General features: G+C 35.2%; 21 protein-coding genes. 11 read left to right on the forward strand and 10 right to left on the reverse strand.

Annotated elements, in window-relative coordinates:
* Positions 1–223 precede the first annotated feature (223 nt).
* Complete coding sequence (locus ABD692_RS15490) at positions 224–3,262, forward strand: VIT domain-containing protein (protein WP_344768394.1); 3,039 nt, start codon at positions 224–226, stop codon at positions 3,260–3,262.
* A gap of 111 nt (positions 3,263–3,373) precedes the next feature.
* Here the strand turns inward: ABD692_RS15490 and ABD692_RS15495 are convergent, their stop codons facing one another.
* A complete protein-coding gene (locus ABD692_RS15495) occupies positions 3,374–3,895 on the reverse strand; it encodes a 5' nucleotidase, NT5C type (protein WP_316754732.1) in 522 nt (173 codons plus the stop codon).
* A 144-nt stretch (positions 3,896–4,039) separates the two neighbouring features.
* Between ABD692_RS15495 and ABD692_RS15500 the strand changes: the two genes are divergently transcribed.
* From ABD692_RS15500 to ABD692_RS15520, 5 genes are all read left to right on the forward strand, one after another.
* Positions 4,040–4,612 (forward strand): 30S ribosomal protein S16, encoded by a 573-nt coding sequence (locus tag ABD692_RS15500; protein ID WP_316754730.1) that lies wholly within the window; start codon positions 4,040–4,042, stop codon positions 4,610–4,612.
* Positions 4,613–4,794: 182 nt separating this feature from the next.
* The gene (rimM, locus tag ABD692_RS15505; protein ID WP_344768397.1) at positions 4,795–5,322 is read left to right on the forward strand and encodes a ribosome maturation factor RimM; all 528 of its coding nucleotides are present in this window, start codon (positions 4,795–4,797) and stop codon (positions 5,320–5,322) included.
* 18 nt (positions 5,323–5,340) lie between these two features.
* Positions 5,341–6,015, forward strand: a complete 675-nt coding sequence (trmD, locus tag ABD692_RS15510) for a tRNA (guanosine(37)-N1)-methyltransferase TrmD (RefSeq protein WP_344768399.1) — start codon at positions 5,341–5,343, stop codon at positions 6,013–6,015.
* A 137-nt stretch (positions 6,016–6,152) separates the two neighbouring features.
* Complete coding sequence (gene rplS, locus ABD692_RS15515) at positions 6,153–6,500, forward strand: 50S ribosomal protein L19 (protein WP_344768401.1); 348 nt, start codon at positions 6,153–6,155, stop codon at positions 6,498–6,500.
* 139 nt (positions 6,501–6,639) lie between these two features.
* Positions 6,640–7,809 (forward strand): mechanosensitive ion channel family protein, encoded by a 1,170-nt coding sequence (locus ABD692_RS15520; protein WP_344768403.1) that lies wholly within the window; start codon positions 6,640–6,642, stop codon positions 7,807–7,809.
* A 75-nt stretch (positions 7,810–7,884) separates the two neighbouring features.
* Here ABD692_RS15520 and ABD692_RS15525 read toward each other — a convergent pair whose 3' ends face one another.
* From ABD692_RS15525 to ABD692_RS15535, 3 genes are read right to left on the reverse strand one after another with little or no spacing between them, the layout of a single operon-like run.
* Positions 7,885–8,544: a phosphatidylserine decarboxylase family protein gene (locus tag ABD692_RS15525; RefSeq protein WP_344768405.1), complete on the reverse strand. Its 660-nt coding sequence runs from the start codon at positions 8,542–8,544 to the stop codon at positions 7,885–7,887.
* A 55-nt stretch (positions 8,545–8,599) separates the two neighbouring features.
* Entirely contained in the window at positions 8,600–9,142 is a 543-nt protein-coding gene (gene hpt, locus ABD692_RS15530; RefSeq protein ID WP_316754721.1) for a hypoxanthine phosphoribosyltransferase, read from the reverse strand.
* Positions 9,143–9,186: 44 nt separating this feature from the next.
* Positions 9,187–11,340, reverse strand: a complete 2,154-nt coding sequence (locus ABD692_RS15535; protein WP_344768407.1) for a transglycosylase domain-containing protein — start codon at positions 11,338–11,340, stop codon at positions 9,187–9,189.
* A gap of 130 nt (positions 11,341–11,470) precedes the next feature.
* Between ABD692_RS15535 and ABD692_RS15540 the strand changes: the two genes are divergently transcribed.
* The 5 genes from ABD692_RS15540 to ABD692_RS15560 are packed head-to-tail and all read left to right on the forward strand — an operon-like array spanning position 11,471 to position 14,018.
* Positions 11,471–12,547, forward strand: coding sequence for an Mrp/NBP35 family ATP-binding protein (locus ABD692_RS15540; RefSeq protein WP_344768409.1), 1,077 nt, complete (start codon positions 11,471–11,473; stop codon positions 12,545–12,547).
* A gap of 34 nt (positions 12,548–12,581) precedes the next feature.
* The gene (locus ABD692_RS15545; RefSeq protein WP_316754714.1) at positions 12,582–12,827 is read left to right on the forward strand and encodes a NifU family protein; all 246 of its coding nucleotides are present in this window, start codon (positions 12,582–12,584) and stop codon (positions 12,825–12,827) included.
* 52 nt (positions 12,828–12,879) lie between these two features.
* Positions 12,880–13,518 carry a peptidase associated/transthyretin-like domain-containing protein gene (locus ABD692_RS15550; RefSeq protein WP_344768411.1) on the forward strand — a complete coding sequence of 213 codons (639 nt, stop codon included), beginning with the start codon at positions 12,880–12,882 and terminating at the stop codon, positions 13,516–13,518.
* 9 nt (positions 13,519–13,527) lie between these two features.
* The gene (locus ABD692_RS15555; RefSeq protein ID WP_344768413.1) at positions 13,528–13,779 is read left to right on the forward strand and encodes a hypothetical protein; all 252 of its coding nucleotides are present in this window, start codon (positions 13,528–13,530) and stop codon (positions 13,777–13,779) included.
* A 2-nt stretch (positions 13,780–13,781) separates the two neighbouring features.
* Complete coding sequence (locus ABD692_RS15560; RefSeq protein ID WP_344768415.1) at positions 13,782–14,018, forward strand: hypothetical protein; 237 nt, start codon at positions 13,782–13,784, stop codon at positions 14,016–14,018.
* Between the two features lie 67 nt (positions 14,019–14,085).
* Here the strand turns inward: ABD692_RS15560 and def are convergent, their stop codons facing one another.
* The 6 genes from def to ABD692_RS15590 all read right to left on the reverse strand — a co-directional run bounded on the left by def (position 14,086) and on the right by ABD692_RS15590 (position 21,567).
* Positions 14,086–14,646: a peptide deformylase gene (def, locus tag ABD692_RS15565; RefSeq protein ID WP_316754709.1), complete on the reverse strand. Its 561-nt coding sequence runs from the start codon at positions 14,644–14,646 to the stop codon at positions 14,086–14,088.
* Positions 14,647–14,781: 135 nt separating this feature from the next.
* Complete coding sequence (locus tag ABD692_RS15570) at positions 14,782–16,014, reverse strand: M16 family metallopeptidase (protein WP_344768417.1); 1,233 nt, start codon at positions 16,012–16,014, stop codon at positions 14,782–14,784.
* A 133-nt stretch (positions 16,015–16,147) separates the two neighbouring features.
* Positions 16,148–18,298, reverse strand: coding sequence for a S9 family peptidase (locus tag ABD692_RS15575; RefSeq protein ID WP_344768419.1), 2,151 nt, complete (start codon positions 18,296–18,298; stop codon positions 16,148–16,150).
* A 166-nt stretch (positions 18,299–18,464) separates the two neighbouring features.
* Complete coding sequence (locus ABD692_RS15580) at positions 18,465–19,490, reverse strand: sensor histidine kinase (RefSeq protein ID WP_344768421.1); 1,026 nt, start codon at positions 19,488–19,490, stop codon at positions 18,465–18,467.
* A 34-nt stretch (positions 19,491–19,524) separates the two neighbouring features.
* On the reverse strand, positions 19,525–20,289 hold the full coding sequence (locus ABD692_RS15585) for a TIGR03915 family putative DNA repair protein (protein WP_344768423.1): 765 nt from the start codon (positions 20,287–20,289) through the stop codon (positions 19,525–19,527).
* Positions 20,290–20,307: 18 nt separating this feature from the next.
* Positions 20,308–21,567 (reverse strand): putative DNA modification/repair radical SAM protein, encoded by a 1,260-nt coding sequence (locus tag ABD692_RS15590; protein WP_344768425.1) that lies wholly within the window; start codon positions 21,565–21,567, stop codon positions 20,308–20,310.
* Between the last annotated feature and the right edge of the window lie 3 nt (positions 21,568–21,570).

Genomic DNA, 21,570 nt, shown 5'->3' on the forward strand with positions numbered 1-21,570 from the left:
AAGCAAGGTTCTACACTTTTAGCTTTATTTCCTCCCGCTATTCGTTTCAATCTTTTGTTAACGTCAGCCTGATCTCGTCGAAAACTGCATCAAAAGTATTTGCACTACTATCGGGTTTATTCTACGCAGGTTCGTTCAGCTATTTTTGGTTTCCCACCCATCGCCCGAAAATAAATTTATGCAATATGTAAAAGTTTTGCATCAATATTTAAAACCTACAATTATGAAACTATCTAAAATCCTACTCATTGCCCTTTCATTATTTATCAATTCTTTTTTGCACGCACAAATGCCCGTGCTTAAAGTTCAGCGGGCAGAAAGTAATCAGCAAAACGATGCCGTAAAGCTTAAAAAGTTAAATATCGATGTGCAAATTACTGGAAACATTGCAACAACCGTAATGACCATGACTTTTTACAACAACAGCAATAGAATATTAGAAGGAGAATTAACTTTTCCAATGCCCGAAGGTGTAAGCATTAGCCGCTACGCTTTAGATATTAATGGGAAAATGCGTGAAGCTGTCCCTGTAGAAAAAGCCAAAGCAACCGAGGTTTTCGAAAGTATCGAACGCCGCCGTGTAGATCCTGGTTTACTCGAAAAAGTAGAAGGAAATAATTTTAGAACAAGGATTTATCCCATGCCTGCCAATGGCAGTAGAACTATAATTGTTGGTTATGAAGAAGAACTTAATTTTAATAACGCAAATGCTTTAACTTATCATTTACCTTTAGATTATAACCAACCTATAGAAACCTTTGCATTAAAAACTACGGTTTTCGAAAGTATTTTAAAACCCGAACTAGGCGAACAACCCGATGGAAGCTTCAATTTAAAAGTTAATGGAAATACTTATGTTGGCGAGATAAACAAAACTGATTATCAACCAAAAAAAGGTTTAACGATAAATCTTCCTAAACGCAATAATTTACCAGAAGTGCAAATGCAAAAAGCATCTAATGGGTATTATTTTTTAGTAAATGTTTTTCCAAAATCAGAAAGCAGACCCCGTCAATGGTCAAACCAAATAGGATTAATTTGGGATACATCTTTAAGTGGTTTACAACGTGACACAAAAAAGGAATTAGAACTTTTAGATTTAATTATCAAGCAAAAACAAAATCTAACCATACAACTAGGTTTGTTAAATAACGGATTTAAAAACAGTGGTACTTTTATCATATCGAAAGGAAATTGGGATGATTTAAAAAAGAAACTTGAAAACATAGTTTATGATGGGGGTACAAATTTTGGTTCGGTTAACGCTCAGTCTTTTCAGGCCGACGAATATATTTTCTTTAGCGATGGGTTATCAACTTTTGGCCGAAATTCAATTGCGCTATATAAACCTGTTAATACTATAAATACATCTTTGAAGGCAGATTACAGCACATTAAAATACATCAGTTTACAAACTGGCGGCCAGTTTGTAAACCTAAACGCTATATCTACAAATGATGCTTTTAAACAATTAGGCCAGGAAAATTTACAATTTTTGGGAATTAAAAACGGTTCAGATGTGCGTCAAACTTACCCATCAATGCATGTAAAAGTAAATGGGCATTTTTCTCTTGCAGGAATATTGAATGGTTTAAATACCGATTTTGTGTTACAATTTGGCTATGGAAATTCGATTACCTCAGAACAGCATATCCAATTAAATGCTACTGAACATGCGCTAAGTAGCATAGATGTGAGCAGAGTTTGGGCACAGAAAAAAATTTCGGAAATGGATATCCAGTACGAAGCAAATAAGGCTGATATTAGTGTGTTAAGCAAGCAATTTGGTATTGTAACGCGAAACACCAGCTTAATTGTTCTCGAAAATCTCGATGATTATTTGCGTTATGATATTGCGCCTCCAGCAGAGCTACGCCAGGCTTATGATGCAGTTTTGAAACAACGCCGAGTAGATTTTCAGGAGCGTAAAACTGAGTTACTAAATGCTGCGGTTACCATGACTAAAGATTTAAAAACCTGGTGGAACACTGATTTTAGTTATAAGGAGCCTATTAAGAGTAAAAATGACTACCCTATTCCTGTTAGAGATGCCATTGATGCCGCCCCAGTGGTAACGCAAAACATCTCAGCCACACCTCCACCACGCCCTGCAGGTACTCCGCCTGCACCACCAAGAGTAGAAAGAGCAAAAGAATCGGAAGCAAAAGGTCAATTAAATGAGGTTGTTGTTGTGGCATACGCTGCACAAGCAAAGCGAATGGAAACTGCAAGTGCCACAACAATAGTCAGGTCTCAGTCTATTAGTGCAAATTCAGCTTTGCAAGGACGAGTTGCAGGAGTAAGCATACAAAATAAAAGCACAACTACAAACGTGGAAACACAACCAACCATTGTTATTCCAGAATTTAAAAGCGATAAAGATTACATGAAAAACCTGGTTGGTAATCCCGACAGTGCTTATCGGGCATATATAAAAATGCGCCCTAATTATAAAACTACACCAATGTTTTATTTCGATGTAGCGAATTGGTTTTATCAGCAAAAAGACAGTGTTAGGGCTTTAACGATTTTAAGCAGCATTGCCGATTTAGATTTGGAAAACGCTGATTTATATAAAACACTTTCTTACAAATTGAAGCAAACAGGTAATTATGATAGCGAAATCTTTATAACTGAGAAAGTTTTACAATGGCGCCCAATGGATGCACAAAGTTATCGCGATTATGCCCTGGCTTTGGCCGATGCTGGTCAATACCAAAAGGCTTTAAATAATTTATATAAAGTGTTAACTCAAAGTTATAACTCGCAAATTGCAGATAGAGATCAGGGAATTGAAGAAATTATTATTTCGGAAATTAATAACTTAATTGCCAAATATGGCAGTAAGCTTAATACAAAAGGCATTGATAAGAGATTAATTCAGCCTTTGCCAGTTGATGTTCGGGTAGTTTTAAACTGGAATAAAAATGATACGGATATCGATTTGTGGTTAACCGACCCAACTGGCGAAAAGGGTTATTACGGCAACCCAAAAACCAAAATTGGCGGAAGAATTAGTAATGACTTTACTTCGGGTTATGGCCCTGAGCAGTTTATGCTGAAAAAAGCCATGAAAGGCAAATATAAAATCGAAGTAAACTATTATGGTGATAGACAAATAAATATTAGCGGGCCAACAACAGTTACAGCGGAAATTTATACCCGTTACGCTACGGGCAAGCAACAAAGAAAAGTAATTGTACTGCCTATGGCAGCCGATAATAGAAGTGGAAATTTAGTTGGGGAGTTTAATTTTAACTAAACCTCTTGTTGTTGTTTTAACGGGAGTACAACGAAAATGGAGAAATCTTTTATGCTAATTAAAAAGATTTCTCCACTACGTTCCAAATGAAAACATAGCAACTTTTAAAAACTAAAGTAGTAAGCCAGCTATTTCTTCCCAGTTATTTACTCTTTCGTATTCGGTAATTAAAAGGTTGTGCGGAGAAGTATACAGCAAAGGACGACCTTTTAAATTGACAAAGTTTTTTATTCTATCATCTATTAAAACATCTACTTCAACAATTTTATTTCCGCAAAACATAATGTGCTGCCAATCAATAAAAGGAAAATGTTCAGCAAGCCAATCATATTTATCTTCAAGCGAATTACGAAATTCCATAGCGGCCGAAACAATGTAAACATCGTATTTTTCTTGCAAAGCTTTAATTACACGTTGGCTATCAGGAATTACAGCTAAATCTCGAAAAAAGCCTTTCTCATTAATGTATTCGAACCATTTTTGATTAACATCTTGTGGTACCTGTTTAAAAACTTCGTTACCTGGCTCAATAACCAAATCAAGCGGAACATCAAAATCTCGGTTGTAAAGACTAATAAATTTAGGTATCACATCAGCAATAACCTCATCCATGTCTATAGCAATTCTTTTCATTTCGTATCTTCAAATATTTTGGCGCTAATATCCTTAAAACAAAGAAATTAAACTATGTTTTTAATTTACAGTATTTTAGTTATCTTTGCAGCCCCGCAGCATGAAGCTCCGGGAACTATGTTGAATACATAAATACAAAAGAAAATGGCAACTAAAATCAGATTGCAAAGATTCGGTAAAAAAGGAAAACCTTTTTTCCACGTTGTGGTAGCAGATTCTCGCTCTCCACGTGATGGTAAATTCATTGAGCGTTTAGGTTCTTATAACCCAAACACCAATCCTGCAACCATCGAAATTAATTTCGAAAAAACTTTAGCTTGGGTAAACAGTGGTGCTGAGCCAACTGATACAGCTCGTGCTATTCTATCTTACAAAGGTGTTTTATACAAAAAACACTTAGAAGGTGGAGTTAAAAAAGGTGCTTTAACTCAAGAACAAGCTGACGAAAAATTCGCTGCTTGGGTTGATGCTAAAGCTGGTAAAATCTCTGGTAAAACAGAAGGTTTAGCTACTTCTAAAGCAGATGCTCGTAAAGCAGCATTAGTTGCAGAAGCTAAGAAAAAAGAAGATAGAGCAGCAGCAATCGCAGCTAAAAATGCACCAGTTGCAGAAGAAGTTGTTGAAGAAGAAGTTACTGAAGAAGCACCAGCTGTTGAGGCTGAAGCAACTGAAGAAGCTCCTGCAGCAGAAGCTACTAAAGAAGAAGGCGCAGAATAATTTAAATTATTTTGTTGCAGAAATAGCGAGGTTTCTTTCAAAAGAGCTTCGCTATTTTTATTTGAAAGAAATTTTTCAGTGTGGTCATTGCATGGCAAGAAAGCAATCTTCTTCCCCGAAGAAAAGATTGCCGTACCGGATAAAAATCCAGATTCGCAATGATGGAAACACAATAATTTGATATGAAACACGAAGAAGCATTTTATATAGGTTACGTTACAAAAACAAGAGGTTTGAAAGGAGAGGTTCAAGTATTTTTTGAATTTGATGACTATGAAAAACTTGAGTTTGATATCGTTTTTGCTGATATGAATGGCAAACTTGTACCCTACTTTGTTGCCTCCGCAAAGTTACAAGCCAACAAAACAGGTTATTTTAATTTTGATGATGTTGATCATATTGACAAAGTCCAGCCTTTACTAAAAAAGAAATTGTATTTACCTATTGCTCAAAAACCAGAACGTGATGAGGATGAGTTTTTTTACACCGATTTAAAGGGTTTTGTAGCGGTTGATGAAACACTTGGAGAACTTGGTGAAATTATCGAAGTAAACGAATATCCTCAGCAATTCGTAGCTGCAGTTATGTATAAGGAAACAGAAATTCTTTTTCCGCTAAACGAAGACTTTATCATTGAGATTGATGATGAACAAAAGATTTTAACCCTCGATTTACCTGAAGGTTTATTGGATGTTTATCTTGAAAAATAAAAAAATTAACTTTGCCCTATGCGTTTTGATATTATAACCGTTTTGCCCGCTTTGCTCGAAAGCCCTTTTGCTCATTCTATTTTACAGCGAGCGCAAAAAAAAGGAATTGCAGAAATTGTTGTCCATAATTTAAGGGATTATGCTACGAACAAGCAAAAAAGTGTTGATGATTATCAATACGGTGGCGGAAGCGGTATGGTTATGAGCATAGAGCCATTTGCGGCTTGTATTGAGAAACTTCAGGCTGAACGTGAATATGATGAAATCATATTTATGAGTCCAGATGGAGTAACGCTAAACCAAAGTACGGCTAATGAACTTTCCATTAAAAAAAACATCATCATTTTATGCGGGCATTACAAGGGCATAGATCAGCGCATACGCGATATCTTTGTTACCCGAGAAATATCTGTGGGTGATTATGTTTTAAGTGGCGGAGAATTGCCCGCAGCTATTGTGGTTGATGCTGTGGTTCGCTTAATTCCTGGCGTTTTAAATGATGAAACTTCGGCATTGTCTGATAGTTTTCAGGGAGAGCTCTTAGATGCGCCAGTCTATACCCGTCCTGCTGACTGGCGGGGGAATAAAGTGCCTGATGTTTTGTTAAGTGGGCATGAAGCAAAAGTTAACGAATGGCGCCATGAACAGGCATTGGAAAGAACTAAAATCCGTAGGCCTGACCTTTTGGAATAGAAGCATTTACACAATCTTAATGTGGAATTCTAAAAGATTGTGGAAAAAATAAAATTAGTTTTTTTTATTAAAAAAAAATCCCTAATATTGCAATCCGAATTTCACGGGTTGAAATATCGATTTAATAGCTTAAAATCATGGATTTAGTAAAATTTGTTGAAGAGCAGGCCATCGCGAAAAAAGATTTTCCTGCGTTCAAGTCTGGCGATACAGTGAGCGTACACTATAAAATTCGCGAAGGTAATAAAGAACGTATTCAAATTTACCAAGGTGTTGTAATTCAACGCAACAGTGCAGGTGCTAACGAAACTTTCACAGTTCGTAAAATGAGCAACGGTGTAGGTGTAGAGCGTATCTTCCCTGTAAATTCTCCAAATATCGAGAAGGTAGAAGTTAACAGTTATGGTAAAGTTCGTAGAGCGAAATTGTTCTATTTACGTGCATTAACTGGTAAAGCAGCTCGTATTAAGTCTTTAAGAAAATAATATTCTTTATTACAAGATATAAACCTCCACGATCTAAATCGTGGAGGTTTTTTTGTTTATAATTTTCTTTTCAGATAATAATTTGCAAATTATTGCGATTAATGAATTAAGTACATTTCAGCTATTCAATTTTCTTTTTATGTTAGATTCGGCATTTTTTGAGCAGGTTTTTTGGGGTAATACGGTAAAAGCTTATTGCCTTTTCGGCGGAATACTTTTTGTTGGTTTAATTTTTAAAAGAATTGTTTCGAGACTTCTGAGTAAGCTCTTATTTAAACTATTCAAAAGCTTTTCAAATCAATCTCATGATGAAGCTTTTGTTGCGCTGCTGGTAAAGCCTATAGAAACCTTTATCCTTTTAACAACGCTATACCTTTCTATAAATCAGTTAAAACATCCTTTAGAAGTTGCCATATTTCACTACAGCAAACTTGTAGGTAAGGTTAAAGAACAGATTCCAGTGAGCATTGGAGATTGTATCGATAGAATATTTCTATTCGGTATCATTCTATCTACTTTTTGGATAATTTTAAGGATAATCGATTTTATCAGTCATGTTTTATTATATAAGGCATCGTTAACAGATAATAAATCTGATGATCAACTTGTACCTTTTTTAAAAGAACTTTTCAAAACCATTGTAATCTTTATTGGTTTTTTTACACTTTTAGGCTTTGTTTTCGAAGTAAATGTATTAACCTTGATTACAGGATTGGGTATTGGCGGTATAGCTATTGCTTTAGCAGCAAAAGAAAGTTTAGAGAACTTGATAGGCTCGTTCACTATCTTTCTGGATAAACCATTTATTGTTGGTGATTTGGTTAAAGTTGATGGAGTTGAAGGAACCGTAGAAAAGGTTGGTTTTAGAAGTACTAGAATACGAACATCAGAAAAAACGATGGCCACAATACCAAATCGGGGGATGATTGATGGAGTTCTTGAGAATCTTTCTTTAAGAAATTCGCGGAAGGTAGCATTTACAATTGGCTTAACTTACGAAACAAACGCAGGCTCTGTTAAGAAAATTGTTTCCGAAATTGAGGATTATATTAGCAATAGAGAAGGAACAGCAGATGTAAGTGCCTCTTTCAAAAGTTTTGGAGAATCAGGATTGAATATTGAGGTTTCTTATTTTGTTGTGATTTTAAACAATGCAGAATTTCTAAAAATCAGACAAGAAATAAATTTGGAGATTATGGATATTGTAATGAAAAATAAATCTGATTTTGCGTATCCAACACAAAGATTAATTAGCGATATACCATTAGCAGCACACGATAAAGAGGTTGGAAACGACACAACGGATTAATAATTATTAAAAAGAACAAACAAAAAAGCCGATTTAGAATTACTAAATCGGCTTTTATATTTTTATACAATCCTTTTAGCTAAGCGTAGCCAAAGTTGTTATTCCGCCTTTCACTACTTGATTAAGTTCTACGTTAACTTTTGTTCCAACGGGAAGAAAAACATCAACACGCGATCCGAATTTAATAAATCCGAACTGTTCGGTTTGAACAACCTGATCGCCTTCTTTAACGTACCAAACAATTCTGCGAGCTAACGCACCCGCAATTTGACGAAACAGTACAGGTGTTCCGTTTTTGTGCTCTACAACTGTGGTTGTACGCTCGTTTTCTGTAGAAGATTTCGGATTCCAGGCCGCAAGGTATTTTCCTGGGTGATATTTAAAGAATTTAACCACGCCTGAAATTGGATTTCGATTAATGTGCACATTTACTGGCGACATAAAAATGGAAACCTGTAAACGTTTATCTTTAAAGTATTCGCCTTCTTCTGTTTCTTCAATCACCACAACTTTTCCATCTGCAGGGCAAATAACTAAGCTTTCGCCAGATGAAAAACTACGACTTGGGTTACGGAAAAACTGCAATACAATAATAAATAATGCAGCAGAGAAGATGTAAACAAACCAACGTAACCAGGTTACATCATAATATTTGTAATCTATAAGTGCATTAATAATGAAAATAAATAATATGCTTAAAGCTATTGTTGTGTAGCCTTCTTTGTGTATGGTCATTGTGCTAGAAAATTTGAAACAAAGGTGCGAAAAATAAATTAATCCTATCTATAAATTATGCTTCTGTAGCCCTATAGATATCAGTTAAATTTCTTCCTAATCCATTATAATCTAAGCCATAGCCAACAACAAATTCGTTAGGAATCTCAAAACCAATATATTCAAGTTCTTCTATTTCATATTTAAGAGCCGTAGGTTTTAGCAACAAAGAACTTACTTTTACAGAGGCTGGGTTTTTCTCTTTTATTGTTTTTAAAATATGTGTTAAAGTTAGGCCAGTATCTACAATATCTTCAACTATAACAATATCCCGTCCTTCAATATCATCAGGCAGGCCAATTAACTCTTTAACTTTGCCAGAACTTGAAGTGCCTTCGTATGATGCAACACGCATAAATGCAACTTCACAAGGAACGTTAATTTCTTTAATTAAATCGGCCATAAATAAAAAGCTTCCGTTTAGTACGCCAATAAATAACGGGCATTTCTGCTCGTAATCAACGTTCATTTGAATGCCTAATAGGCGAATTCTTTTGCTTATCGTATCGTTTTCTAAAAAAATCTCGAACTCTTTATCCTCTACTTTTATTTTGTGCATGCTAGTATTATTTGCGACGAAGTTAACGGTAATTATCAGATAATTTATTGCCCGTTTTCCAGTTCCTTTTCTTTTCTGCGCTGTTCCCTACGCTCCTGTCTCAACTGCTTTTTAGTTTTTGCAGTGTCAATAGGTTTTGAAATTTTAGTTGTTGTATCTTTTTTTCCACCGCCGAAAATCCGATCGAATAAGCTTTTGTTTTTGTCTTGCATAACAACAGGCGCAACATCATTATCGTCGTCATTATCGAAAACTGCTGTGTCTATAACGGCTGTGTCTGGCGCTAAATAACGACGTAATCCTTCTCTTAATCGAACATTGTAAAAGCCATAACCAGAAGTATCAGATGGTGTTAATCCTCTTCTTGCCATGATGTTACCCATAAACCTGAAATAGTTGAACATATACGGCTTCAAGCTTCCATCAGCCATAAATTTGTACATTGATGCTTTAGGCTTAGGTACAATACTGGCTAAGAAAAGTCCATCACCTATCGTTAAATCAGCAGGTTGCTTACCGAAATAATATCTCGAAGCCTCACCAATACCATAAATGTTTTGGCCTAATTCCATAATGTTAAAATAAACCTCAAGCATTCGTTGTTTGCTAACCAAATGATTGTGTTCAATTAGCCAAACTATTAAAATCTCTTCAGCTTTGCGGGCAAGCGTTTTTTGGCGACTTAAATAAATGTTTTTTACCAATTGCATGCTAATTGTACTTCCGCCGCGTTTAAATTTCTTCTCTTTGAAATTTACCGCAATTGATTTACGAATAGATTCTTCTACGAAACCATTATGGGTAAAAAATGAGGGATCTTCAGCCGTTAGAACGGAGTTTACAAAATTCTTGGAAATTGCATTAAGTGGTGTAAAATTCGGATTCGACGGGCCAATTGTAATATCACGCATCGGCTTACCATATTCGTAAGGCGTATAAACAAAAGGGCTGTTAATTTTTTGTAAATCGGTTTTACCCCATTTTAAAATTTTGAAACCAACCGGCGTTAAAGTAGAACTGAAACGAACGCTATCTGGAATTGCAGTGTCTAAGTGAAAGTTTAGGTTGTATTTTATTTTACCTTGAACTTTTAAACCTTCCAACGATTCGAACAAACCTTGTGGAAACGCATCGAAAATAGCCTGTGCATCTTGTTCTTCAGCATCCAATTTAAGTTCGTAAATTTTATTTTTTCCTAAGGTATATTTAACGTATGGATGAATTGAAGCATTTTTTAAATATGCTGTAGAGGTGCTATCCAGTGCAATATAATTAGGTCCGACTAAAACATCCGCGTCAAGCTTGGCGCTTTGAACAATTATATCATTACTCGCAATTCTTGGCTGATTTATCAACATGTTTTTAACCGACCACGAGCCTGAAATTTTATAATCATCTCCGCTATATTTCGCGTTTTTTAATTCGGTTTGAAGCGTATCGAAACTTAATTTTGCATGAAGTTTATTGTTTAGATAAGGTAGCTCCAATTTCTTCCCATCGGCATAAGCGGTAATACTTAATTCCTTGCTTCCTGGATTAACATAACCATCGAAATGCCACGTAGATTCGCCGTTATTAACATTAATGGTCGACTTTAAATCGCCGCCATCTATCGTAGCCACTGTTGCAAAACTTAGTTTAGCTGTATCATTATCATTTAACTTAAACACCATGTTTTTTACATCCATATCATCAGGAATTTTGTATAAAACCTGGTTTAATAAATTACTGGCTATTTCTGATAAGTTTACTTTGCTTTTGGTTTCGGTGCTGTCTTTTTTCTTTCTTTTAAGGATGAAGTCGATGTTACTAATAGAATCTTTAAACACGATGTTTACAAAACCCTCATTAAGCTTTAGTTCTGCTAGTTTAACATTGCCAAAAATTAAAGGGAACAACTTAACACCTACGCTAAGCTCGTTAAGATTAACCAAAGTATCTCTGTCTTTAGGTACAACAGATATTGCAGTCATTTTCACGGTGCTTAATCCCGTAAATCCTGCCGAACCAATTTTAACATCCAAATTATAGTCTTTGTCAGCTTTAGCAATTGCCTTAGCTACCATTTTTTTCAAAAGTGCCTCCCTTTTGCTATAGGCAACCGCTCCAAGCGCAATGCAAACAATAAAAAACACGCCTAAAATCCAGGCACCTATTTTTAAATATTTTTTTGGGACGTTAATTTTGGGTATTCGCATATAGTGTTAAAATGGTTAATTGCTTAAACGTAACAATTAAATGTTTATTTCGTGTTAAAATTACAGTTTAAAAGCCTAAATAAAAGTATTTGTGGCTATGTTTTGTTAATTTTGGATTTAAATTAATATAATGCAGATTAGCCCACAACAAGTTTTAGATGCCTTGAAAAATGTAGAAGATCCAGATCTTAAAAAAGACCTGGTAACCTTAAACATGATTAAGGATTTGCAAATAGTTGATACTCAAATAAACTTTACACTCGAACTTACTACGCCAGCATGCCCTATGAAGGATATGTTGAAAAATGCCTGTACAAATGCAATTAAGCATTTCGTATCAGCAGAAGCGGAAATAAATATCAATATAACCTCTAGAGTTACACAGCCAACAAACTCATCTTCATTAGATAACATCAAAAACATCATTTTGGTTTCATCTGGAAAAGGTGGTGTTGGTAAATCTACAGTGGCTAGTAATTTGGCCGTTGTTTTAGCAAAAGATGGTGCGAAAGTTGGCTTAATTGATGCTGATATTTATGGCCCATCGGTACCAACCATGTTTGATTTGGTTGATGCAAAACCAGGAGCTGAAGAAACCGCAGATGGTAAAACGAAAATCTTACCTATTGAAAAATACGGAATCAAGTTATTGTCGTTGGGCTTTTTTGCTGATCCAGGTCAACCTGTGCCTTGGCGTGGTCCAATGGCTTCGAATGCAGTAAAGCAGTTATTTAACGATACCAACTGGGGCGAACTAGATTATTTAATCGTTGATTTGCCTCCAGGCACTGGCGATATACACATTACAATTACGCAAAGTTTCCCAATTTCGGGAGCTGTTGTAGTTACAACACCTCAGCAAGTTGCATTAGCCGATACACATAAAGGTTTAGCTATGTTCCGCATGCCTGGTATTAATATTCCAATTTTAGGCGTAATCGAAAATATGTCTTACTTTACGCCAGAAGAATTACCAGAAAACAAATATTACATCTTCGGAAAAGGCGGGGGAACAAAACTTGCAGAAAGATTTGACGTTCCGTTTTTAGGAGAAATTCCGATTATTCAGAGTATTGCTGAGGCTGGGGATAATGGAAAGCCAGTAGCTTTAAATGAAAACCCATTGTTGGATGTTATATTTGGAGATATAGCAAGTAAAATTGCTCAGCAAATATCTATCAACAATGCGCAAATGGTGAATTGCTAAAAAATTACTATTTTTATAAATTAATAAACAAATAATGAATTTAACAGAGCAAGTAGAACAAGCATTAGAAACTATCAGACCATATTTAAAGGCCGACGGGGGTGATGTTTCTGTTGAAGAAATTACATCAGATGGCGTGGTTAAGCTAAAGTTATTAGGTAACTGTGGTTCTTGTCCAATGAGTTTCATGACAATGAAATCGGGAATTGAGCAGGCAATTATGAAAGCTGTACCAACTATTACATCGGTTGTTGCGTTAAACATGGCCGAGCAAGAATAGCTTTAACAATATTTAACACCGAAGTTTTATTATTAAAATTACTTTTGTCTTAATGAGATATTGTTTTACCCTAATCTTGCTTGTTTTTTCTGTCACGGCTTTTGGTCAACAAAAAACCGACAAGGATAAACTGATCCAATTTTCTGGTATTATAACTGATATCGATAGCGGCAATGTAATTCCTTACGTTACTATAACGAATCTTTCTGCAAAAAGTAAAAGGGTAGGTGCCGATTACCGCGGCTACTTTACTTTTATTGTAAATCCTGGCGATACGATTTTGTTTACTGCAATTGGTTACAAAAAGTTTTCTACAATTATCCCATTAGGTACACCAGATAGTAAATACACTATCATGGTAAAATTAAGAGCAGAGGTAATTAATTTGCCTACTGTTCGTGTTTTTCCATGGGCAACTACAGAGGAATTTACCCGTGAATTTCTTTCTATGAAACTAGCGGATGACGATTTGGCAATTGCTAAAAAGAACCTTTCGCGGTCATCAATTAATGGCTTAATACAAGCGTTACCGCGTGATGCTGGAGAAATAGGAAGCCAAAATTATCGATATAATTTCGATCGGATGATTAACAAAAACATGGTTCAAACCAATCCCTTGTTAAATCCTTTTGCATGGGGTAAGCTAATGCAACAAATTTTTGATGGGGATAAACAACGAAGCGATAATTAGTAGCTAACGATGAATTTTTTGCCATTTAAGGCATTTGAATTATCTACAAGCCTATCCCCGATTCAGGTAAAGGAAAGAATAATTTCTAATACATTAGTTGTTAAACAAGAACACTTTAAGCAATACAAAAGACTATTTAAAGGATCTGTTTCTGAAAACTCGTTTAAAATTTCCAGAGTACTTTCTTACAGCAACGGTTTTAAGGCAGATATTTTCGGTGTAGTGGAAATCACAGAAACAGAAACTCTAGTGAAAAAATAAACATGAAATTGAAACCTCTTGTTTCTATTTTCTTAATAATGTGGTGTAGTTTTGTAGGTTTCGCTTTATTGGTAATTTTAATAGCTGCGATCAACGATTCTAAAATTATTTTAGGATGTTTATTCCCTTTAAATATGTTGGCATTTGCTTATGGGTTAGCAAAGATTTCATTTAATAGCGATGCTAAAACAGTAAAAAAAATCTTGATTGAGATACTTGAAGCAAGAGAACAAGCATAGAGGTATTTTATTAAATAAAAAAAGGGAAAACGTTTCCATTTTCCCTGCAATATTTTAATTAAGAAATTTATCTTTTCTTGCTTTTATTTGGAAACTTCATTTTGTAATCTGTTTTTATATTTCCCTTAGAAATTGCGTCCAGTTTGCTTTTGAGCATCGTTTTACGTAAAACACTTACTTTGTCTGTAAATAATTTCCCTTCAATATGATCATACTCATGTTGAATTACACGGGCCGACATTCCATCTACATCATCTGTGTGCTCTACAAAGTTTTCATCCAGATAATTAATCTTCACATTTGGTTTACGTGAGATATTTTCACGGATATCAGGAATACTTAAACACCCTTCGTTAAAAAACCAAGGTTCACCAGTTTCTTCTAAAATTTGTGCATTGATAAAAACCTTTTTGTAGCCAGGATTTCCATCCTCATCTTCGCCGGTATCTACAATAAATAAACGAATTGGTAAACCAATTTGAGGTGCAGCTAAACCAACACCATTTGCATAATACATGGTATCAAACATATCGCTAATCAATTGTTTCAATTCTGGATAATCTTTGTCAATATCGGTTCCTATTTTTTTTAAAACAGGGTCTCCGTAAGCTACTATAGGTAATTTCATTATGTGTTGTGTTTTTTCAGATCTAAAATCCGACTCATTAATTTGGTTTACTTTTGTCAATCTGAGTTCGTTGAAAACAGACTCAAACACCTAAGATGTTTTAGGATTACAGTAATTATTTTACAAAAATAAGAATTATTCCTCTATTGGCGAGAATGTAAAGATATTCAGCTGTTCTATATCTAAAACTTCATTAGCCACGTTTATTATTTGATCGGTAGTTACCGCGTTAATTTTCTCGAAAACGGTTGCTAAAGAATCAATTTGATTATGGTCGATTAAGCTTTTAGCCATCGAAATAATTAAGCCAATTCTATTTTCTTCGCCTAAAGCAATTTGACCGATAAATTTGTTTTTTGCCTTATGTAATTGCAGTTCGTTTAGCGGTTTTTCCTTAAGCTTTTTTATTTCTTTGAAGATTAGGGATAAGGCTTTAATTTGCTTTTCCTTATCTGTTCCAAAGTAAATTGAAAAGATCCCAGTATCACTTAAAGGAGAAAAATTTGATTCGATGGTGTAAGCAATTCCATACTTCTCTCTAATTTGAAGATTCAAAACAGAACTCATGCCATTTCCGCCAAAATAGTTATTTAACAACATTAAAGGCACTTTTTCATGCTGATAGGTTGAATAAGCCTGTGTGCCTAAAATACAATGCGATTGCATAATTGGCTTGTAAATGGCTGTACTGGATTGTTGTAGAATAGCTGGTTTGAAACGTTCTTTAGCTGGTGTATTTTCTTCAACATCGGCAAAGTGTTTTGTGCCTTTATTAACCACGCTGTTTAAAGTGTAGTTGCCCAAAACTGCGATTACGATTTCGTTGGTGCGGTAATTCGCTTTTCTGAAATTGATAACATCTTCCCTGGTAAAATTCTGAACAGAATCAGTTGTACCTAAAATGTTATTTCCCAATGCATGGCCTGCGAAAAGCATATCTTCGAAATCATCGTTAATTGCTTCTTCAGGTTGGTCTAGGTAAGATGCGATTTCATCTAAAATAACACTTTTCTCCTTATCCATTTCTTCCTCAGGAAAAGTAGAGTGGAAAATGATATCGTTAAAAAGATCTAATGTTCGATCTAAATAAGGGTTAAGAAAAGAAGCATGAACGCAAGTATATTCTTTAGTTGTGTAAGCATTTAAATCTGCGCCAACACTCTCTAATCGATTTAAAATTTGATTTGTACTACGTTTTTCGGTTCGCTTAAAAATTAAGTGCTCGATAAAATGAGCTAAGCCAGCTTTGTTTTCGGGTTCATCTCTAGAGCCTGTGTTAATAATAATGCAAGCGTGAGATATTGCTGAAGCCGAAGGCACATGCAATATGCGAATGCCGTTAGGTAAAGTATGAACATTGTATTCCATTGGATGGCAAAGATAAAGCTAATTGCTTACAATGCCTCCTACTCAGAGTATTACAATTGTAAAGAGGATATCAATTTATGATAAAAACTAAAAATCAGTTAAGCTTTTGGCCTAACTGATTTAGATTGAAGAACTATTTTTCGATACCTTCAAGAGCGCATAAAAATGCCCATCTAAGGGAAACATCTTTCAGGTAATCGAATCGCCCTGAAGCACCACCATGGCCGAATTCCATGTTTGTTTTAAGCAGTAAAACATTCTTATCGGTTTTCGTTGCCCGAAGTTTGGCTACCCATTTTGCAGGTTCAAAATATTGTACCTGACTATCGTGTAAGCCCGTGGTAACCAGCATATTTGGATAAGCTTTCTTTTCTACATTTTCGTAAGGCGAATAGCTTTTCATATAGTCGTAAGCATCTTTTTTCTTTGGATTTCCCCACTCATCAAACTCATTTGTAGTAAGCGGAATGCTTTCATCTAACATGGTGTTTACCACATCAACAAACGGCACATCGGCAATTATACCATTCCATAAATCTGGAGCCATATTTGCAACTGCACCCATTAATAGGCCTCCTGCGCTACCACCATGAGCATATAAATGATTTTTCGAAGTGAATTTTTGATCAACTAAATATTCTCCTGCTGAAATGAAATCGGTAAATGTGTTTTTCTTTTTCATTAGTTTTCCGTCCTCATACCACTGGCGGCCCATTTCTTCTCCACCACGAATATTGGCAATAGCGAAAACAAAACCTCTGTTTAGTAAACTTAATCTTGGCGAAGAAAAAGTTGCATCGGTGCTGGAGCCGTAAGAACCATAAGCATACAGCAATAATGGTGCTTTTCCGTTTTTATCCAAACCTTTTTTATAAACTAAAGCTATTGGGATTTTAGTTCCATCTTTTGCCGTCGCAAACACCCGTTCTGATACATAATCTTTTGCATCGTAACCACCAAGAACTTCTTGTTGTTTCATTAGTTTTTTATCTTTTTTCTCCAAATCATAATCGTAGGTAGAGCTTGGAGTAACTAAAGATGTATAAGAATATCGAAGCGTTTTGCTGTTATACTCTGGATTGGCTCCAATACCAGCAGCATACACAGGTTCGTCAAACTTTAAATAATAATCGCTACCGTCGTTTTTCAAAACATGAATTTCTCTTAATCCGTTTTTACGTTCAGATAAAACAAGGAAATCTTTAAATTCTTCGCCAGATTCTAATAGGACATCGTTTCGGTTTGGAATCACTTCTTTCCAGTTTTCTTTGCTGGTATTATTTAATGGGCATTCCATTAGTCGGAAGTTTTTAGCATTCCAGTTTGTTGTAATGTAAAACTTACCATCAACAGGCAACACATCGTACAAAACATCTTTAGAACGAGGCGAGAAAACTTTAAAGGCCGATTCTGGATGATCAGCATCTATCATTCTAAACTCGTTAGTTAATGTTCCAGCTGAGGAAATGAAAATATATTTGTCATTTTTTGATTTTCCAACGCCAATATAGTTGGTGTTATCTTTTTCATCATAAACCACAACATCAGTTTTTGCATCGGCACCAAGCTGATGTTTTTTAATCTTCTCACTTAATAAAGTAACTGGATTTTTCGACGTATAGAAAAAGGTTTTATTATCGTTAGCCCAAGCCACAGCCCCCTGTGTATTCGTAATGGCATCTTTATAAATCTCGCCAGTTTCTAAATTCTTAATGTTTATGGTGTATTGTCTTCTCGAAACTTTATCAACACCAAAAGCAAGTAGTTTATTGTCGGGACTAATACTAAATCCGCTGGCGCTGTAATAAGCATGGCCCTTTGCCATTTCATCAACATCAAGAAGCACTTCTTCGGGAGCAGTTAAGCTGCCCTTTTTACGGCAATATTTAAAATATTGTTTACCATCTTCGGTTTTTGTATAATAAAAGTATCCATTTTTTAAAACAGGTACAGATTCGTCTTTTTCTTTAATTCTGCCTTTCATTTCTTTAAACAAATCTGACTGAAAAGCATCGGTACTTTTCATCATAGTGTCTAAATAACTATTCTCTGCTTTTAAGTAATCAACTACTTTAGTGCTATCTGGGCCTTTCTTAAAATAATCAATCATCCAATAGTAATTATCCGCTACAGTATCGCCATGTATAATTCGATTATGAGGAATAATTTCTGCTATTGGAGCTTTAGCATCTGGCCATTTCATAGGTTTCATTTCTTTCTTTTGTGGGTTGTTACAAGCCGAAATTGCGCTGAGCAAAACCAGCGATGGTAAGATAAGTTTCATGATTGGTTCGGGATTAGTTAACGCAATTTAACAAAAAACCCGGAACCTTTTAATTTTGCTTGTGTAACGGATTTGATTTGAAGCAAATAGCTAATAAACCAATCACAAGACTATGGTGTTTAATGGTAATATCTTTTGAAAAAGATATTTCTATTTATACAGATAATTAACCAGCCTTTTGTAGTGTAAAAGCGAAGGTTGTGCCAATTCCTGGTGTGCTTCTTACCGAAATAGTTTGCTGATGAGCTTCGAGAATATGCTTTACAATTGCAAGCCCTAAACCTGTACCACCAACCTCGCGGGCACGGTGTGTATCGATACGATAAAAACGTTCAAATAAACGAAGCAAATGTTTCTCCTCGATTCCAATTCCATTGTCGGTAACTTCAATTAAGACCTGATCATGAAGCTCGAAAATCTTAATAGCAGTTTCTCCACTTTCAATACCGTATTTAATGCTGTTAACCATTAAATTAATTAGAACCTGACGGATTTTTTCTCTATCGGCCATAACAGGTGTTATTGCGGTGTATTTATCCTTGAAGAAAAGTTTAATGTTTTTAGCTTTGGCTCTATCTTCCAAATTCTCCATTACCTCCTTAGCTAATTGAACGAAATCAAATTTTAGATAATTTATTGGTGCCTCGCCAGTTTCCAGTTTAGCAATAACATCTAAGTCGTTTATTAAATAACTTAATCGTTCTACATTGCTTTCGGCTTTCTTTAAAAATTTCATAGCCATTTCGGGGTCGTCAACAATGCAATCTTGCAAAGTTTCTACATAACCTTGAATAGCAAATAATGGTGTTTTAAACTCATGAGATACATTAGATAGAAATTCTCTTCTAAATTGTTCTTGTTTTTTTAACAAATCTATTTCTTTTTTCTTTGCTCCTGCCCATTCTTTTACTTCCTGTTCTACATCATTAATTGGATCTGGACTTACATATTCGCCGAGTGCATCCTTTAAATCTTTGCCAAGCTTAAGATTATGAATTAATTTGTAAATCAGCTTAATTTTGGTGTAAATGTATTTCTCTAAAAGATAATAGAAAACTAAAAAACTACTTAAAAAAGAAACGCCAAAAGAAATGGCAAGGTAGTACAAGCTGTGTTGAAAATAAAAGTTAACCATCCCTATGGATAGGGCGACAGCCAAAGCGGTGAATAAAACCAATACACTTAATTTCATTCGGCAATTTAGTGGTTTTTATATTAATGGAATGTTAAGTGAGTTGCTTTTCAGTTAAATATTTCCAATACCTTTTTGGTACATGTTGTACATGCAATTTAGTGTTTTTACGGGCTACAATGTTTGCACTTTTAAAATAATCTTTCCAAAGTGCGGCATAAAGTTCTTCTTTTTCATCCAATAATACAGCTGCGGGGTTTGCTTTATTAATTCCATTGGTAAAACTGATCGTTATTTCTTCAACAGTGATTAAATTGTAATGCAAGCCGTATTTACGCTTTAAATCGTAAATAATCCATTGCTGATCGGCATAACGATTTTTAAAATGGTTGGAGATTAGCGGTAAAACATTGAAATCAGGATCAATACTTGCATAAAACATTCCATCGCCTGTTTTCTGGAAACGAATAAAGGCTTCCATTCTATGCTTTTCACGCTCGACACTTTTAGCATATTTAGATAAGGCAATTACATTTTCATTACCATAATTGCTTTCGGCTCCTGCAGAATTTTGGAAAATATAACAAGCAAAATGGAACAGATGATTGTAAGCTTCTGGAATTTCGGAGAGGTAGCTGCAATAAAATTTACGTAACCAGTCTTTTTTTAATTTCTTTTGTAAGCCAGCCCAAACTCTATCTGCCTTTTCTGATGCAGTTAACACCGTAAAACTTTCAGCAAATGCTTCAGGCTGAAAAATATCGATGGATTTAAGCATTACTTTTCCTGGTTTACGTTCAAACCATTCGAACACAGCAGTTAAAAGTCCAGGAAGTGATCCATCGAAAATATAGGTCATTGTAAGCCTACTAATAATTTAAAATAAAATCATTTGATTGCTATCCGTTTTTAAGTATTTACTCTGGCTTTCAGCTAAAATAAAAGCCTTAATCTGCGTGCCTTGATAATCTCTCATCTGATAAGGACTATCCACGCAAGTAATAAAATGTTTAGCTCGGTTATAAGCTACACCAATTTTTTTTAGCTGATCGATTCTCAGTTTACCAAATTTCCGTGCCTTAACAATTTTTTGTGCAGACATAACCCCAATACCAGGAATGCGTAAAATCATCTTGTAATCTGCTGTATTTATATCAATAGGAAAATGTTGCATATTTCGTATTGCCCAACTCAGTTTTGGATCAATATCTACATCCAAATTTGGGTTTGCATCATTTAAAATTTCCTGAACCTTAAAGCCATAAAACCGCATTAACCAATCGGTTTGGTACAACCTGTTTTCTCTTAAAAGCGGTGGCTGCGTACCCAAAATTGGCATCCTTGTATCATTACTAATTGGAACGTAGCCAGAATAATAAACCCTTTTTAGAGCGAAATTTTTATAGAAAGCATTAGCGGTGTACATAATATCTTTATCGCTTTCTGGAGTTGCCCCGATTACCATCTGTGTACTTTGCCCAGCTGGTACAAATTTAGGCACATGTTTAATTAGTTTCTTTTCATCGCGAAGCTGAATCATTTGTTTGTTCACAAAATCTAAAGGTTTAATTACATCGGCATGGCTTTTTTCAGGCGCTAGGAGTTTAAGCCCAACTTCTGTTGGCATTTCCAAATTAATGCTCATTCTATCAGCATAAAGGCCAGCTTCTTTAATTAATTCATCACTTGCCCCAGGGATGGTTTTTAAATGAATGTAGCCATTATAATTTTGTTCCAGGCGAAGCTTTTTGCAAACCAAGAGTAAACGTTCCATGGTAAAATCGGCATTTTTAAAAATTCCCGAGCTTAAAAATAAACCTTCTATATAATTTCTGCGATAGAAATTCATAGTCAGTTCGACAACCTCATCAACCGTAAAAGCAGCACGTTTTACATCATTGCTTTTTCGCGAAACGCAAAACAGGCAATCGTAAATGCAATGATTGGTTAGGAGAATTTTAAGCAATGAAACACATCGCCCATCTTCGGTATATGTATGGCAAATGCCTGAAGAATGACTATCTCCCAGGCCTTTACTATCATTTTTTCTTGTTCCGCCACTTGATGAGCAGGATACATCATATTTGGCAGCATCGGCCAAAATATTTAACTTTTCACGAATTCTATCAAAAGACATAGG

The sequence above is a fragment of the Pedobacter ginsengiterrae genome (assembly GCF_039537385.1).
GTDB lineage: Bacteria > Bacteroidota > Bacteroidia > Sphingobacteriales > Sphingobacteriaceae > Pedobacter > Pedobacter ginsengiterrae.

Bases quoted from the DNA above. Each gene is read 5' to 3' on its own strand.
- ABD692_RS15490 (WP_344768394.1), top strand. From the start codon at position 224: ATGAAACTATCTAAAATCCTACTCATTGCCCTTTCATTATTTATCAAT.
- ABD692_RS15495 (WP_316754732.1), bottom strand. From the start codon at position 3,895: ATGAAAAGAATTGCTATAGACATGGATGAGGTTATTGCTGATGTGATA.
- ABD692_RS15500 (WP_316754730.1), top strand. From the start codon at position 4,040: ATGGCAACTAAAATCAGATTGCAAAGATTCGGTAAAAAAGGAAAACCT.
- rimM (WP_344768397.1), top strand. From the start codon at position 4,795: ATGAAACACGAAGAAGCATTTTATATAGGTTACGTTACAAAAACAAGA.
- trmD (WP_344768399.1), top strand. From the start codon at position 5,341: ATGCGTTTTGATATTATAACCGTTTTGCCCGCTTTGCTCGAAAGCCCT.
- rplS (WP_344768401.1), top strand. From the start codon at position 6,153: ATGGATTTAGTAAAATTTGTTGAAGAGCAGGCCATCGCGAAAAAAGAT.
- ABD692_RS15520 (WP_344768403.1), top strand. From the start codon at position 6,640: ATGTTAGATTCGGCATTTTTTGAGCAGGTTTTTTGGGGTAATACGGTA.
- ABD692_RS15525 (WP_344768405.1), bottom strand. From the start codon at position 8,544: ATGACCATACACAAAGAAGGCTACACAACAATAGCTTTAAGCATATTA.
- hpt (WP_316754721.1), bottom strand. From the start codon at position 9,142: ATGCACAAAATAAAAGTAGAGGATAAAGAGTTCGAGATTTTTTTAGAA.
- ABD692_RS15535 (WP_344768407.1), bottom strand. From the start codon at position 11,340: ATGCGAATACCCAAAATTAACGTCCCAAAAAAATATTTAAAAATAGGT.
- ABD692_RS15540 (WP_344768409.1), top strand. From the start codon at position 11,471: ATGCAGATTAGCCCACAACAAGTTTTAGATGCCTTGAAAAATGTAGAA.
- ABD692_RS15545 (WP_316754714.1), top strand. From the start codon at position 12,582: ATGAATTTAACAGAGCAAGTAGAACAAGCATTAGAAACTATCAGACCA.
- ABD692_RS15550 (WP_344768411.1), top strand. From the start codon at position 12,880: ATGAGATATTGTTTTACCCTAATCTTGCTTGTTTTTTCTGTCACGGCT.
- ABD692_RS15555 (WP_344768413.1), top strand. From the start codon at position 13,528: ATGAATTTTTTGCCATTTAAGGCATTTGAATTATCTACAAGCCTATCC.
- ABD692_RS15560 (WP_344768415.1), top strand. From the start codon at position 13,782: ATGAAATTGAAACCTCTTGTTTCTATTTTCTTAATAATGTGGTGTAGT.
- def (WP_316754709.1), bottom strand. From the start codon at position 14,646: ATGAAATTACCTATAGTAGCTTACGGAGACCCTGTTTTAAAAAAAATA.
- ABD692_RS15570 (WP_344768417.1), bottom strand. From the start codon at position 16,014: ATGGAATACAATGTTCATACTTTACCTAACGGCATTCGCATATTGCAT.
- ABD692_RS15575 (WP_344768419.1), bottom strand. From the start codon at position 18,298: ATGAAACTTATCTTACCATCGCTGGTTTTGCTCAGCGCAATTTCGGCT.
- ABD692_RS15580 (WP_344768421.1), bottom strand. From the start codon at position 19,490: ATGAAATTAAGTGTATTGGTTTTATTCACCGCTTTGGCTGTCGCCCTA.
- ABD692_RS15585 (WP_344768423.1), bottom strand. From the start codon at position 20,289: ATGACCTATATTTTCGATGGATCACTTCCTGGACTTTTAACTGCTGTG.
- ABD692_RS15590 (WP_344768425.1), bottom strand. From the start codon at position 21,567: ATGTCTTTTGATAGAATTCGTGAAAAGTTAAATATTTTGGCCGATGCT.